The organism is Paenibacillus sp. BIC5C1 (assembly GCF_032399705.1).
In the GTDB taxonomy this organism is placed as follows: Bacteria; Bacillota; Bacilli; order Paenibacillales; family Paenibacillaceae; genus Paenibacillus; species Paenibacillus taichungensis_A.
The window spans coordinates 4,219,349-4,234,545 of record NZ_CP135922.1; the positions used below are offsets into that span (position 1 = coordinate 4,219,349).

14 protein-coding genes and 1 pseudogene are annotated in these 15,197 nt (G+C 45.2%); 3 read left to right on the forward strand and 12 right to left on the reverse strand.

Going from position 1 to position 15,197, the window contains the following annotated elements; genetic code table 11:
• Positions 1-164: 164 nt before the first annotated feature.
• The 6 genes and pseudogenes from RS891_RS18685 to RS891_RS31715 form a co-directional block, all read right to left on the reverse strand.
• Positions 165-818, reverse strand: coding sequence for a response regulator (locus tag RS891_RS18685; RefSeq protein WP_090899722.1), 654 nt, complete (start codon positions 816-818; stop codon positions 165-167).
• Positions 815-1,660 carry a sensor histidine kinase gene (locus RS891_RS18690; RefSeq protein ID WP_113054466.1) on the reverse strand — a complete coding sequence of 282 codons (846 nt, stop codon included), beginning with the start codon at positions 1,658-1,660 and terminating at the stop codon, positions 815-817. Before RS891_RS18690 ends, RS891_RS18685 begins: the two co-directional genes overlap by 4 nt.
• A 30-nt stretch (positions 1,661-1,690) precedes the next feature.
• On the reverse strand, positions 1,691-2,419 hold the full coding sequence (locus RS891_RS18695) for a response regulator transcription factor (protein WP_315792843.1): 729 nt from the start codon (positions 2,417-2,419) through the stop codon (positions 1,691-1,693).
• Positions 2,420-2,611: 192 nt separating this feature from the next.
• The gene (locus RS891_RS18700) at positions 2,612-3,694 is read right to left on the reverse strand and encodes an ABC transporter substrate-binding protein (protein WP_315792844.1); all 1,083 of its coding nucleotides are present in this window, start codon (positions 3,692-3,694) and stop codon (positions 2,612-2,614) included.
• A 101-nt stretch (positions 3,695-3,795) separates the two neighbouring features.
• On the reverse strand, positions 3,796-4,536 hold the full coding sequence (locus RS891_RS31710; RefSeq protein WP_397386965.1) for an ABC transporter substrate-binding protein: 741 nt from the start codon (positions 4,534-4,536) through the stop codon (positions 3,796-3,798).
• A gap of 114 nt (positions 4,537-4,650) precedes the next feature.
• Positions 4,651-5,406: pseudogene (locus tag RS891_RS31715) on the reverse strand (helix-turn-helix transcriptional regulator); the annotation flags it as partial.
• Positions 5,407-5,690: 284 nt separating this feature from the next.
• On the opposite strand from RS891_RS31715, the gene nrdI reads away from it, so the two are divergent.
• The 3 genes from nrdI to nrdF are packed head-to-tail and all read left to right on the forward strand — an operon-like array spanning position 5,691 to position 9,127.
• The gene (gene nrdI, locus RS891_RS18710) at positions 5,691-6,050 is read left to right on the forward strand and encodes a class Ib ribonucleoside-diphosphate reductase assembly flavoprotein NrdI (RefSeq protein WP_315796369.1); all 360 of its coding nucleotides are present in this window, start codon (positions 5,691-5,693) and stop codon (positions 6,048-6,050) included.
• On the forward strand, positions 6,037-8,121 hold the full coding sequence (gene nrdE, locus RS891_RS18715; protein ID WP_315792846.1) for a class 1b ribonucleoside-diphosphate reductase subunit alpha: 2,085 nt from the start codon (positions 6,037-6,039) through the stop codon (positions 8,119-8,121). Before nrdI ends, nrdE begins: the two co-directional genes overlap by 14 nt.
• A 43-nt stretch (positions 8,122-8,164) precedes the next feature.
• Positions 8,165-9,127, forward strand: a complete 963-nt coding sequence (nrdF, locus tag RS891_RS18720) for a class 1b ribonucleoside-diphosphate reductase subunit beta (protein ID WP_315792847.1) — start codon at positions 8,165-8,167, stop codon at positions 9,125-9,127.
• Between the two features lie 87 nt (positions 9,128-9,214).
• Here nrdF and RS891_RS18725 read toward each other — a convergent pair whose 3' ends face one another.
• Genes RS891_RS18725 through RS891_RS18750 form a run of 6 tightly spaced genes read right to left on the reverse strand, consistent with a single transcriptional unit; the run spans position 9,215 to position 15,188 of the window.
• Positions 9,215-10,258 (reverse strand): hypothetical protein, encoded by a 1,044-nt coding sequence (locus RS891_RS18725; RefSeq protein WP_315792848.1) that lies wholly within the window; start codon positions 10,256-10,258, stop codon positions 9,215-9,217.
• Between the two features lie 12 nt (positions 10,259-10,270).
• Positions 10,271-11,074, reverse strand: coding sequence for an ABC transporter permease (locus RS891_RS18730; protein ID WP_315792849.1), 804 nt, complete (start codon positions 11,072-11,074; stop codon positions 10,271-10,273).
• A 12-nt stretch (positions 11,075-11,086) separates the two neighbouring features.
• Positions 11,087-11,896 (reverse strand): ABC transporter permease, encoded by an 810-nt coding sequence (locus tag RS891_RS18735; protein ID WP_315792850.1) that lies wholly within the window; start codon positions 11,894-11,896, stop codon positions 11,087-11,089.
• Positions 11,893-12,876, reverse strand: coding sequence for an ABC transporter ATP-binding protein (locus tag RS891_RS18740; RefSeq protein WP_113054477.1), 984 nt, complete (start codon positions 12,874-12,876; stop codon positions 11,893-11,895). Before RS891_RS18740 ends, RS891_RS18735 begins: the two co-directional genes overlap by 4 nt.
• A 58-nt stretch (positions 12,877-12,934) precedes the next feature.
• The gene (locus tag RS891_RS18745; RefSeq protein WP_113054478.1) at positions 12,935-14,110 is read right to left on the reverse strand and encodes a radical SAM protein; all 1,176 of its coding nucleotides are present in this window, start codon (positions 14,108-14,110) and stop codon (positions 12,935-12,937) included.
• Positions 14,082-15,188 (reverse strand): glycosyltransferase family protein, encoded by a 1,107-nt coding sequence (locus RS891_RS18750; RefSeq protein WP_315792851.1) that lies wholly within the window; start codon positions 15,186-15,188, stop codon positions 14,082-14,084. Before RS891_RS18750 ends, RS891_RS18745 begins: the two co-directional genes overlap by 29 nt.
• Positions 15,189-15,197 lie beyond the last annotated feature (9 nt).

Here is a 15,197-nt window from a genome sequence, read left to right on the forward strand (position 1 = left end):
GTACATAAAAACAAATTTTTACCATATAGCTCAATCTGGCTATAGGGCTGGACGTTTTGTGTCCAAATTGTGAGATCATTGTGGTGAAAAGCAGAGAAAGTGACATCCTCATCCACTTAACAAAAAAAACAGAGAGAACGCTCCTTTATAGTAAAAAAAGCTTATTACAGACGATTGTGATCTGTAATAAGCCCTTGCTCCAGCGCATAACGTGTCAGTTGAACACGATTTTGAACCTGCAGTTTTTGCAAAATGTTTTTCAAATGATTCTTGACCGTATACTCTGAGATTGTATAATTCACAGCGATTTCTTTGTTGGTCCATCCTGCAGCCACACCATATAGAATATCCTTTTCCCTTGTCGTTAGTGGAACGTCAGGTTCTTTTTTCTCCGTTAGGGAGACATCCTTCAGGATTTGGTAAGCCACCTCCCGGCTCAATGGAGCTTCTTCTGTCACGATGGAATGAAGATATGCCAACCACATGGACGGTTCCAGATTTTTGAGCAGATAACCCTGAGCTCCCCGCTTCAACGCTTCCAGAAGGTGGAGTACATCATCCGAGACGGTAATCATAACAATTTTCACATAAGGAAAGGCCAGTTTGATCCGCTGTGTTGCTTCGAGACCGTTCATAATCGGCATCTGAATGTCCATGAGGATTAGATCGGGAAGCCACTGTTCTGTATAATCAATCGCCTGTTGACCGTCCGATACGACGCCAATCACCTCGAAGCCGGGATCCATGGATAAAATTTCACATATGGCTTCCCTTGCATGAGCGTGATCGTCTACAACAAGTACGCGAGTATGGCTCATAACATCTCACCGTCCTTTGAAAATTCGACAACAGTATACTGCTGCTCCCTACGGATTTGCATGTTAAAGTTCAGCTCATTCATCCGCTCTCTCATGATTTTCAGTCCATATCGATCCTTTCGTTCAAAGGGATTCATCTCAAATCCTTTTCCATTATCTCGAATCGTGACATTCCAGCACTTCTTGTCTCCGTTTCCCTGAATCCATCCATTGGAAGCAGATGCGTGCTTTTGAATATTAAAGAGAGCTTCCCGAATACAAGCGAGCAGTTCTACTTTCTCTTTGTTAGTAAATGCATCCTCCGGGATGCTCCAATCCAGTTCGATTCGCACGGGGATATCTCTGGCAATTCTTTTAATTTGACCAAGTAGTGTGACCGATTCGTTCATAGCCAAGGCATAGTTAGCATTAGGATCATAGCGCAAGTCGGCAATGGCCTGGCGTACATAACGATTGACTTCATGAACCGTTTTTTTGATCGAATACACATCGTCCAGCTGTTGATCCTGCTTGGCCTGTTCCTCCAAACGTCCCACTTTCACCGATAATAAAAAAAGGGATTGGGCGATTCCATCATGAAGTTCTTTTGCCAGCTTTTCACGGGATTCAAGCGCGACTTTGGCCGCACGCTCATGTTCCAGTTCTTTTTGAATACGTTCCAGGATAAGAAACAGCCGAGTTAACAACGTTATACTCACAACATATACAATGACTGGCGTAAGCCAGTTGCCCAAATTCATTGATATATAGGGGAGCAGAAACTGATGTCGTACATATTCCCAGAGACCAACGGTCAAAGTCGGAATGAGCAAGATCATCCACTTGATTTGTTTGTAAGACATATTCTCCTCCTCTGAACTGCAATATAAGAATCAGTGAGGCAAACGAAGAATATAGCCGAACCCCCACAGGGTGTGAATCAGATCTTCCCGATTCGGCACATGCTCGGATAGTTTGTCACGCAAACGTTTCACATGGGTATCCACGGTTCGATAATCGAGATCTTCCTCATGCTCCACTTTCCAAACAATTCTCAGCAAATCCTGTCTGGAGAATGCGATTTCCGCGTGTGTCGCCAGATGAAAAAGCAAATCAAATTCTTTGGGAGTCATATGAATCTCCTCATCTTCTACTGTGACTTTTCGGGAAGTAGGCTTGATTAAAATAGAGGAGATCAACACTTCGCTTGCTGAATGGTCTTTTGGTACAGGTTTGATTAATCCGTTATAACGAGCCATCATGGTTTTGATGCGCAGCACAACTTCCCTCGGACTAAACGGTTTCATGACAAAGTCATCCGCTCCAGCTTTGAAAGCTTCAAGACGATTCCCCTCTTCTGACTTGGCAGTCAGAAACATGACGGGTATGCTTAAGTTGGTCCGTAGATATTGGCATATTTCAATCCCCTTAATATCGGGGAGAATCCAATCCAGAATGATCATGGCATACGAGTCATGATGAAGCTTGCTTAAGGCTTGCCAGCCCAGCGAAGCCTCCTCAACGATAAATTGTTCTTTCTCCAAATACTTTCGAAGAAGTCCACGGACCCGTTTATCATCATCCACAATCAATATTCTATTTTGCTGCAAGGTCCCGTTCATGGCTTACCTCCAAATCTTTGCGATATTCGGGTCATTTTCTTAGTTTCTCATTGTAAAGCCTCAAGCCAGTGAGTGAGCTTGATGTAATCAGCATACCTTCAACGAACTCAAAAGGCATGACTCCATGGAGCCATGCCTTTAATAATCTATCTCTGAATTGTAGACAATGTATGAACGAGATTATGTTCAGGCTTATTTCTTGCCGGTGACGGCTGTTACCACATCGTCGGCAACCTTGCCGTCTGCAATTGGGCCCGACATCATCCAATGTCTCGCTGACACTTTGAACACATGGTTTGCCTTTACAGCAGGCATCGTTTTCCATACATGAAGTTTCTCGACCTCCGTTGCAACGGCACTGTTCTCATTGAACTCTTCTTCCGTGCTAATCGATCCTCCGTAGATGGCAAACACATAATCAGCTCCAATGGAGGGCAGCTTCTCCAGCGATGTCGTGACTCCCCAATCGTCCTTAGTATCCTTCTGGAATGCTGTAACGCTTTCGTCGGGAATTAACCCCAATTCAGTGTAGATAAGTGGAGCGAAGCTCGGAAAGAACACCTGAAGATCCTTGTCCGACGGACGCATGAAGACAACGGTTTTGTCCAGGCCCACAGCCGAAGTGATATCTTCCTTGGACCGGTTCAGTTTATCAGTATTCGCCTGAAGCACCTCCTGCGCTTTATCTTCAAGGCCAGTTGCCTTGCCGATTTCCACAATGGTTGTCTTCCAATCATCCGGTGAATAGGCAACGGTAGGTGCTATCTTGCTCAGTTCCTCGTACGCTTTGTCGTCGATGGCGTTTCGCTGTACGATGATAAGGTCAGGCTGGGTTGCCAGGATAGCCTCCAGATTCGGATTGAAATCCGCATTTCCAGCGAGGGGGATGTTCAATGCTTTGAGTTGGTCATCCAAGTAATAGCCATCAAAGTCGTATGCATAAACCATCGGTACGCCCAGGGACAACGTAAGATCCTCAAGACCAAATACGGCAACACGTTTTGGATGCAGCGGAACTTCCGTTTTGCCCATGGCATGTTCGATGACCTGAGTCTGAGGCTCTTCAGCAGTTTGAGTGACTGCGTCTGCGTTTGTCTTGGACGTTTCTGTTGCGGCTAGCTCCCCTGCTGTATTTGTTTTATTTCCGCAGGCAACTAACATAAGTGAAAATACCAACAGCATGAGCATCAAACCTGCAAATCCGCGTTTCCTTCCGTTTGTAGTCTTTTCTAAACGACCTCTTCTAAAGAGATCATAATTTTCTGTGTGAGACATGAGTTCCCCTCCGCATTTCTGTATTGAGAATGATTATCACATGATGATTATACAGATGTTCTTTGGCGAAGAAAATAGAAGAAGATGTCTACTTTGACCCATTACCGGGCACTAAATAGCAAGTTTACTTCCTGGAGCAGAAGTTCATGCCGATTGGCTGTATGTTCCAGGATCGGTTCGCTTAACCAATGGCCTCCCTGTGTCAGATAGACGTGGCGGTTTCGTACGGCATGCAGCTGCTTCCAGCTTTCCGCATGTTGGAGCCTCTCCCACACCATTTGGGAAAGGTGATCCTTCATAACACTAACGATGATGACGTCCGCATCAAATGCGGCAAGCTGTTCGGCTTCTACGTATCTGGTAAATTCAATCTGTTCCACACCTGAAGCCGGGGCAATCTTCAAATCGTCATAAAATACGGTTCCTGCCCTTCTGCCCCAGATCTGAATGCCCCGGGGAGACACACTTAATGAGATTAACTTTCCTTGTTGAAACGAATGAGGAAGATGATGAAGAACCGATTCCACTTTTTCCTCATATCGAAGAAGCCATCTTTCACCCTCATTCTCACGATCCAAAAAACGAGCCGTTCGCCGCAAATGTTGCCGCCAGTCTTCTCCGTGCCAACTTAGAAACAGCACCGGTGCGATATGCCGCAGCTTCTCCTTCTCCTCTTCGGGGATCATTTCGTCCAAGGCAACAATCCGGTCTGGCCTGGCCCGCATCAATGCTTTGAGATTGAAATCATAGTCGTGGCTGAGTGCCACCTTGACGTCATAACGATATTTTCGATGGTAATCATCTGTCCAAAACTGATCAATGGGCGCTGCGAAGGGGATCATCTGCAGGGTCAGCAAATGCCCGATATTGGGCCAGCTGTACGCAGCTGTTTTGCATTTCCTGTTCGCAATATATGTACGAGGCGGTAGCCCAACCTGCTTTTTGAATTGGCTGCTGAAGTAGTGTTGGTCCTTGAAACCTGCCAATAGTGCAACGTCTTTCAGTGGTTGTCCTGTTTCCATCAGACGTTTGGCCTCGTTGGTGCGAATTTCTGCCAGATAGTCCATCGAACTCTGACCGAACTTCTCTTTGAATGATCTCATGAAATAATAGCGGCTCATGCCCGCTTCATCGGCCAGGTTCTCGATCGTGATTGTATCCTGATAGTGATGCAGCATGTATTCCCGTGCTCTCTCGAGTGCATTCTCGTGCTGGTTCTGCTTCTTGAACAGCAGATGCAGAAGGTCCTGGAAACCCGCTTGGCTTGCGAAACGATCTGTTGAATCACCCGTATGCCAGTAACCGACAATTTTTTCGCAAAATTGCTGCACCTGTGCATCTGGAAACGTGATCGACCGACCAAGCTCGGTCAACAAACTCACAGAGGACTCCTTCTGTCCATCAGATGGAATGATGCCGAAATGAATCCGGTATACGACCTGCTCTCCATCTGTTAAGTAAACGGTCTCGACTCGTTGTCCTGGTAATACACAATGGGCACTATTCGGAACGAACGGATGCGGTATGCCATCGATGACGATTTTGCCATGACGATTTGCAGCAACAAGAATGACATGATCTGGTGTTTCTTCGTATACCAAACGATAGGCTTTGTTGACCGAATCCTTGAATACGTTCTTTAACCCATACCATGCGAGATCTGCTGCTGTCTGTCCTTCACCCTCCGGGTGATTTTGTTGTACATGTGTCATCCTAGCGCATCCCTCTTTTCGAATCTTCTTCAAAATTCTAAATGATAACAATTCTCATTGTCAATCACAATTCTCTCATGCACCAAATATCATGTCTTCGAATATGGATATCTACTAAGCCACAAATTTTTTAAACCTAGTAATAGAGCCCATTCATCAGGTTTTTCACAAAATTGATACCAATATGCATTTGACAAAGCTATATATTGATATAAAATTAAGAAAGCAATCTATATATAGTGTTTGTTTTTGATCACCTTTCATTTGTCAAGGAGGAAATGATAGTGCTAATTGTGTATGATTCGATAACCGGGAATGTTAAGAGGTTTATTTCCAAGCTTCAACTGCCGGCTGTTCAGATTCAGAATCAAATGACGATTGATGAACCGTACGTACTTGTGACATATACAACAGGTTTTGGACAGATACCTGATAAGGTGTCTTCTTTTTTGCAAAAAAACTCTACATACCTGATTGGCGTGGCCGCCAGCGGTAACCGTAACTGGGGTGAGCGTTTTGCCAAAAGTGCGGATTTGATATCTGCATCGTATAACGTCCCGGTTATTAGTAAATTTGAATTATCTGGCTCCAAGAGAGATGTGGAGTATTTTGAACAGGAGGTGAGCCGCATTGCGTCATATTGAATTAAATAACATGCTGCTAAAGCGCGACTCTGATGGCTTCTTCCAGTTACATAAGGATAAAGAGGCTGTAGAGGAGTTTATGAAAGAAATCAAAGATAAAAGTATGGCTTTTGCCAACATTGATGATCAGGTCCAATTCATGATTGATCATGATTATTACGAGGATTTCTATGCTTCCTATACAGCTGACCAAGTTAGAACCGTATTTGAAATTACGCGTGGCTATCAATATCACTTTCCTTCCTATATGGCAGCGTCCAAGTTCTATACTGATTATGCATTGAGAACATATGACCGCAAAACATACCTTGAGCAATATGCGGATCGAGTAGCAGCCGTAGCACTTCATCTGGGTCAAGGACACTTCGATACGGCTTGTTTGCTGTCTCGTTCTATGATGGAACAGCGTCTTCAACCCGCAACCCCTACTTTTCTAAATGCGGGAAAAAGCCGGCGCGGTGAACTGGTTTCCTGCTTCCTGCTTGAAATGGATGATTCACTGAACTCCATAAACTATGTACTAAACACTTGTATGCAGTTATCCAAAATCGGTGGTGGCGTTGCTGTCAACCTGTCAAAGTTGCGTGCTCGTGGCGAAGCCATTAAAGGTGTTGAAGGTGCTGCTAAAGGCATCACTCCGGTTCTCAAGCTGATGGAAGACGGCTTCTCCTACGCCGATCAGATGGGTCAACGTAAAGGTTCCGGCGCTGCATACTATAATATTTTCGGTTGGGACGTTATGGAACTGCTGGATAGCAAAAAAATTAATGCGGATGAGAAAATCCGGCTGAAAACTCTCTCTATCGGACTTATTGTTCCTAATCGTTTCTATAAGCTGGCTCAAGATAATGAGCCTCTGTACCTCTTCGCACCTTATAGTGTCTATAAGGCATATGGAACACATTTGGATGATATGGATCTGGACGTAATGTATGATACCTTGCTGGCTGACGACCGGGTGAAGAAGAAAAAATCGCTCAGCGCTCGGGATATGTTGACCAAAATAGCCATGACACAACTTGAATCCGGCTATCCCTATATCATTAATAAAACCAATGCCAATCAAGCGCATGCGTTGAAAAACGTAGGACAAGTCAAAATGTCCAACCTCTGCACAGAGATTTTCCAGCTCCAGGAGACTTCTGAAATTACAGACTATGGTCAACCGGATATTATCCGCAAAGATATCAGCTGCAACCTGGCCTCCCTCAATATTGTTAATGTCATGGAGAGTGGCAAAATCAAGGAATCCGTTCATGAGGGCATGATCGCACTGACCTCCGTCAGCGACATGACGCATGTTGCCAATGCTCCCGGTGTTGCAAAAGCCAATTCCGAAATGCATTCCGTTGGATTGGGTGCCATGAATCTGCACGGTTACTTAGCCAAAAACAGGATTGCTTATGAAAGCTCTGAAGCCAAGGATTTTGTACGTACCTTCTTTATGACCATGAATTATCATTCTCTGGAGAAAAGTATGGAGTTTGCAGAGCAGACGGGTCAACGGTTCTATGGATTTGAACAATCGGATTATGCGACTGGGGTATATTTTGATCGTTATGTGACTACGGATTACCGTCCTAACACGTCCAAAGTACAGGAATTGTTTAAAGGCATTGCTGTTCCGTCTCCCGAGGATTGGAAGCAGCTTAAGGCTAAAGTGATGAAAAAGGGTCTCTATCATGCCTATCGGATGGCTATTGCTCCAACGGCCAGCATCTCTTATATCCAAAACGCAACATCCAGTGTAATGCCCATCGTGGAACAGATTGAGACACGGACCTATGCCAATTCAACCACGTATTATCCAATGCCCTATTTGCAAAAAGATAACGTCTTCTATTACAAATCGGCGTATCAAATGGATCAATTCAAAGTAATTGACTTGATTGCGGAGATTCAGCCGCATGTGGATCAGGGGATTTCAACCATTCTTCATGTAAACAGTGATGTATCCACGCGAGAATTGGCTCGCTGCTACCTGTATGCTGCTCATAAAGGGTTGAAATCTCTGTATTATACAAGAACCAACAAACTGACGATGGAAGAATGCATTGCTTGTTCAATATAAACAAAATTCCCTTTTGGGTATGACGATTGGAGTTTGATATACCATGCCGGCAATTCAAGCTGTGAACTGGAATCGGGCGGATGATGATTTCACACTGATGTTCTGGAATCAGAATATTATGCAATTTTGGACCGATGACGAGATTCCTTTATCCGATGATAAAATGACCTGGGGCATGCTCAGTGACATAGAAAAAGACGCTTATATGAAAGTTTTGGGAGGCCTGACCCTTCTGGATACGATCCAGGGCGGTGTAGGTATGCCGCAGATTATGGAGCATGTCGATGGACTGCAACGCAAGGCCGTACTTAGTTTTATGGCAATGATGGAACAAATTCATGCGAAATCATACAGCAGTATTTTTACCACATTGGCATCAACCGAAGAAATCGACAGTGTATTTAAATGGGTGGAAGAAAACCCATATCTGCAAACCAAAGCGACGGTTATACGTCAGTATTACATGAACATTGAAACTTCAAAAGATCTGTATATGGCAATGGCTGCTTCCGTTCTTTTGGAAAGTTATTTGTTTTACAGCGGATTTTTCTATCCGCTCTATTTAGCCGGACAAGGCAAACTCACATGCAGTGGTGAGATCATAGATCTGATTCTGCGGGATGAAAGTATTCATGGTGTATATGTGGGCGTGTTGGCCCAGGAAATATACGCAAGCTTTGATGAAACCCAGCGGAACGATGTGTACCAAAGTCTAGTTGATCTAGTACAGCTTCTTCATCAAAATGAGTTGCAATATACGGAGGAATTATATACACCTATTCATTTGACCGAAGAAGTGGAAACCTTCCTTCGTTATAACGCTAATAAAGCGATGATGAACCTCGGGTTTGAGCCATTATTTGATGACGAGGAAGTTAATCCGATTGTGTTAAATGGCATCAGTACACATACCAAGCAGCATGACTTTTTCTCTAAAAAAGGCAATGGGTATATTCGGACTCTGAATGTAGAACCTCTGACGGATGATGATTTCAAGTTTAAATAAGTCATAAAGAATCATAATAAGGCTAACGTGTAGCCTATGAATATAAATAAAGAAGGCTGTTCCTCCCAAAGGAATAGCCTTCTTTATTTACTTTTCGAGCAATGAAATCAGTCTTTGCAGCAGAACGGGCTCTTCCTTGCGGAATTGCTCGAACCGGAGTTTTACCTTCGCAAACACGGCTTTGTCTTCACGAATTTCATGACGGATGTATTGATCCCTTAGCTTCATTGCCCTGGTGGTTATATCCTGATAACCATTCACCAGTTCTTCGTCGTAGGGAATCACTCCCTCATCTATCAAGTAGGCAATCCGTTCACTCATCATTTTTTTGTGCTCCCAGAGCACATGAAGATGCCTCACATCATTACGGTCACCAAGACGAGGATCGTTGCTCTCTACCGCATCATAGTACATTTGCAAATAGTCGTAGACGTCAATTCCGAAAGCCTGTTCGTCATCAGGAATGTAATTAATGCGATTCAGATGAGTCTCTCCGTTCAGATAATCATGCAGTTGGTCGAGTGCTACAATTTTATCAAAAGGATAAGGAGAATGCGGCTCATATTTGTAAAAATAAGTGTGATGATCCGCGGTAAGCCCTTCTCTCAGCAGATGTCTCATGGATTGGACAGCATCCAGGAACTCCGTGAACGGAATCTGTACATTGCGGTACACTCCCGTGTGGTCGAACATGGAAGCATCAAAAACACGTCTCTCCCAATGGAAACCGTATAGAAAAAGATGATGAGGAAACGGTTCCTGCTGATAGGCCGCCGCTGGCGGTAGCTTGGCTTCGTCCAAAAACACGACACAATAATAGCCGCTGCGAATCTGATCCGCGAAAAATTGGGGCCAGGCGTCCAGCGCCAAATGCTCCAATATCGTATAATTCACAGAGCATGTGAGCAGAAATGGATTGTTGAAATTCAGTTCGTTGGGTTTGCCCCGAAAAAAATCGATATAAAACTGTCTGCCATCCTCCAGAAAGGTTTTCTTGCAGGACAACTGAATGAAATTACTGTAATACCAAGGAATCGTTTCCTCATGTGCACTGGTAATCGAAAGCGTGTAAGCCCAGCGCAGAAATCCTTTAAGCGGCGGATTTAACACCGGCAGCTGTACGGCATTCATTCTTTCTCCCCCTTAACTGCTTGCACTACTATATCCCTTCACAGCCTGTTTCCAGAGCAATCGTATAATTGTGAAGAGTATGAGCGAAGCGACCAGCGCCAGTCCTGTATAGAGCCAGCTGAGCTGTCCTAGCAGGAACATCGGTCCGAAATTGGTAATCAGGAACAGTGGAATGACAAAGGTACCGATCCGCCGGACCCAAGTTGGGTATATTGCCATTGGAAAATTGTTGGCGTCCCAGGCGGAATGGGCAATCTCCGATGCAGAGCCGGTCTGAACGAATCGAAATGACAGCAATGCAGGGATAATCATTAGACAGTATGTGATGATAACAGAGACGAATAACAGCAACACAAATCCAGCAAGCTGGAGAAACGTCAGAGGTATGTCCATAGCATGCCAGCCAATGCCAATCATGACGAAACCAACTAAAATATCAGGGATTGGCAGCGCCAGATCGACATAACGCAAGGAAGCCATAAATTGAAGTGAAACCGGCTTCGTTAGCATTAGATCAAGTGACCCGTCCTTAATATATTCCGGAATTTTCGTAAAATTGGTGAAAAATAGCCCGACATACATTCCTGTCACCACGGTGTGCATGCCTATAAATAGAAGCAACCCTTCTGGCGGTATGCCGTCGACGTGAAGATCGGTGCGGAACACAACGAGTACATATAACAGTTTGGCGAGCAGGTAGACGGATTCCACCAGCAGGCTCATCATGAAATTGCCCCGAAACTCCATCTGGGCAATGAGACAATTTTTGATGAACATACCATACAAATGTGCGTATTTTCTCATGGTTCTAAACATATGGGATCTCCGCTACCCCCCAACCGCTGAATATTTCTTCATGGATATGCGCCACGTGAGACGAGATAGCCATAAAAACAGAAGTATCCACCCGCACTGGATGAGCAATCCTTGATACATCGCCGCCACTTCCGTTTTGCCGCTAAGTACATTGACTGGAAAATAAATGGTATACGGAAACGGCGTGTACTGAAGTGCCTCCACTATCGAATCCCCAAAAATCTCCAACGGGAACATACCTCCGCTCAGAATATTCACAAGCAGACTCGTAATGACGAAAAAATAAGAGATTTCGTTCAGATAAAAAGCACTTGCACAGATGCAGTAGGAAATCAGGAAATTGAGCAAAAGCGCCCCGGACAGCGTGACGACGAATAAGATCATCCGTATGACCTGGAAGTCAAGCACACCACTGGCAGATGAGATCCAGATAATCCCGACGAGCAGCACAGCTGTAACGCCGTAATAGATCGCCTTCTGTCCGAAAAAGGATACTAGCCGATATCCGAAGTAACTAACCGGTTTGATCAAATACTTGTTGAGGCCGCCGTTCTTGATATCATCGACGATCTGGTGCTCGAACTGGGTGGCGATCAGTTTGGATACCAGGCCAGCCAAGATTGTATACAATATGATCTGATTATATGAATACGAGAATAGCGCCGTTTCGCCGGAATGTTGGTACACCGCTGTCCATATAAAATATTGAACAAGAATCGGAAACGCAGCTCCGAGAAGACCGAGAAAGAAGTGAAATCGGTATTCCATCGATTGCTGTACACCCATCGAAAAAACAGCCGTATACAATTTGCGTCCATTCATCCGACCGATTCCTTTTGGTAGAGCATGGAGATACTCTCTTCGATCGGTACGTCCTCAATCGTCCAGTCAACGATTGGAAACGAATCAAGCACAGCACGCGACACTTCTTTTAGACGGTGTTTGGGCAGCTCCAGAACAACACTGTATTCGTCTGCGCTGATCATTTTCCCAAATTTGGCCAGACGCTGCTCGGCAACCGGCTCCGAGAACTGCAACTTTACAATTTTATGCTCGCCAAACAGATCATTTATCTTATGAAGATCTCCGTCATACAGAAGACTTCCTTCGTTAATGATGATTGTCCGCTTGCACAGGTCCTCCACGTCCTTCATGTAGTGGCTCGTCAGCAGAACCGTGGCACCAAACTGCTCATTATAATATTTCAGAAATTCCCGCACCCTCTTCTGCGAAGGGAAATCCAGGCCGATCGTTGGCTCGTCAAGATACAGCAGCTTTGGTCGGTGGATTAGAGCTGCGATTAGCTCCATTTTCATACGTTCGCCCAAGGACAGCCTGCGAACCTGTACATCCAGCAAGTCTTGCACATCAAGCATCTCTGATAGTTCGGCAAGACTTCGACGATAGAGATCATCCTCGACGTCATATATACATTTGTTCAAATAAATCGAATCGCTGGCAGGAAGGTCCCACCAAAGTTGATTTTTCTGACCCATTACAATGGAGAACAGCCGTTTGAACTCGTTCTTTCGCTCCCAAGGTACATAACCAAGGACGTCGGCTTCTCCACTTGTGGGATATAGAATACCCGACAACATTTTGAGCGTCGTGGTTTTACCTGCTCCGTTCGGACCCAGAAATCCAACGCACTCCCCGGGGCCGATATCAAAGGAAACGGATTTAACCGCTTCCTTCACAAGTGATTTGCGAGCAAACAAGTTTTTCAGTGAATGTTTGAGTCCTGCTTCTTTCCGGTAATATACAAACGATTTGTGCAGTTCTCGTACACGGATAAAGTCCATCCCCGCTCCTCCTGAATGATTGCATGTTTTCCCTTATTGGCGCTTAAAGTTAAAGCGATTAAACTCCGTTGTTATACAGAAGCACGCATTTCGAGCAAATCGGTGTCAAACCGCAGGCCAGAATCTCGCGTTGTTTTCGCAGATCCTCACCATGGAAAATATCGGCCACACTTTCTTCATATAAATTACCGACACTGAATTCCGGAAAAAATTTGCATGGATTGACCTTACCGTCTGGCATCACGTCCATCCGGTTCGAGATCGAGAAACACTTGGTCCGATTCATGGCCGGCTTTTCACTACCTCGAATAAAACCTTCTACTTCTTCGGGCTCCAACGCAGGCTGATAGCGGATACGTACATTCCACACTCGTGAATTAACTCGTTTAAATTCCTCAATTAATGTATCGTAACGATCTGGTGAAATGTGAAAAGTGAACGAGTGCCAGCTGTTCTTGTGGTCGCTTGCAAAGCGGGAGGCAAGGTGCGGAAAGTGCGCATCAAAGTAGGTATCCATTTTTTCCGCCGTATCGGAAGGGATGTACCATGGGAAGCAGAAGTACACGGAATCAACGCCCAACTCTTCAAAGAATTCCATCAAGCTATACAGCTGATCAACCATCTGGTCATTTACGGTCAGAGCAACGGACACTTTACCTTTGTACAAGCCCTGCTTTTGAAGATCTAGCAGCAGCTGTATGGCATGAATTACTTTTTTGAATGTGCCTTTGCCCCGAATCGCGTCATTCTCCTTCTCGAATCCTTCCAGGCTAACCAGCATGACTAAATTCTTAGACATTTTCAAAATGGAATCCAGCTTTTGTTCAATGAGAATCGCGTTTGTACAAATGGTCGTATGCCGGTCTTCCTTGGCCAGCAGTTCTGCCAGTTCATCGAACTTGGAGTAAAATAGCGGTTCTCCGCCCCACAGGAACACACGTGATTTGCGTTCTCTCGTTTCGGCGAGCAGTTTCTCCACGACGGGAATCTCGATTTCGTCTCTCTTCACTTCACTGGCAAAGCCGTGATGAAAACCATCTGGATTCCATTCAAAACAATGCTTGCAGCGCAGGTTACAGCCGTTATTAAGCTTGATTCCGATCTCATAAGGCACGGGCGCGGCATACGTCGGGTCCTCCCGGCGTTTCCTTCCCGTTTCTGCGAGCGGAACGAGGGTTCTTTTCATATTTTGGAATGTCAGCTTATCAAACGTAACTGCTGTTTTCGGCTGCATACGTTTTCCTCCCCAATTGATTGATTTTTGATCGCTGCTCCAGCAAACGTCTGTACAGCTCTTCGAGATGTTGTTCCGAGTAGTGTAGAGCTTTCCATTCTGCGAACCGGATACCAAAACCACAGGACTGCCAATAGTTTGAATTCTGAAGCTCATGGTCGCCGAAAGGCTCCAACATAACAAAAGGTATTCCGTAGGACAACGAATCGTTCAATGTTGCTCCTCCCGGCTTGCTGATAATGGCAGCGCAATTGCGCATCATATCCGTGTAATCAGAGTAATTACGCAGCGGAATTGCCCGAAGAATGCCTTCTTCACGCACATATCGGTTCATTGGTGGAAACGAATGCCGCCCTTGGGCATCCCGACTCCACGGATTCCATGAAGCATCTGTACCGAAGTAGCGTGTGCTTCCATCGTCCTCCTCCACCTCTGAAGCATCGTAGACAATCACATTCAGCAAATAACCAAGTTGGCGAAGCTCACTAATCGTTGACGCGTACGTTCCTATCCCCCAGCCGCCGCCATGGATCAAAATGCGTCCGTCACGCTGTGCATAAGGCAGGAGCTCCTTTTCATCTGAGGCAATATAGCAATCTGGAGACAACCTTGAAGGCTCGTAAAGCCAGACATTATCGTAATCCGGATACAAGGACTTGTGTACTTTAAACGATGGCGTATCGCACGCATCCAAACGGATCAGTTGAATATCCAGAGACGTGTGCGCAATGGATTTGTACCTCTCCAGGATCGGGAGCCAAAAACCGGTAAACACAGCAAACTGGGACACGCCATCACGTAACCAGGATTCCAACAGGAACTGAACTTCTGCTTCATTTAGGGAAGAATCTACAGGCTTGGCCAGCTTATGTCCCATAAGGGCAACGGAGAAATCGGCATGAAATGCTTTTTTGGTAGAATTAATCTTGGACCTGATTTCTTCATGATACAGATTCTCCAGCACGTGAATGCCTGTTTTAACACCTCTATCTTGCAGGTACGTATGCAGATGCATAGCCGGAATGTATGCACCAAGCGAATTGCCCGAAGCAAGCAGGGTAACCGAAGATGAATTCATGCGCAGCCT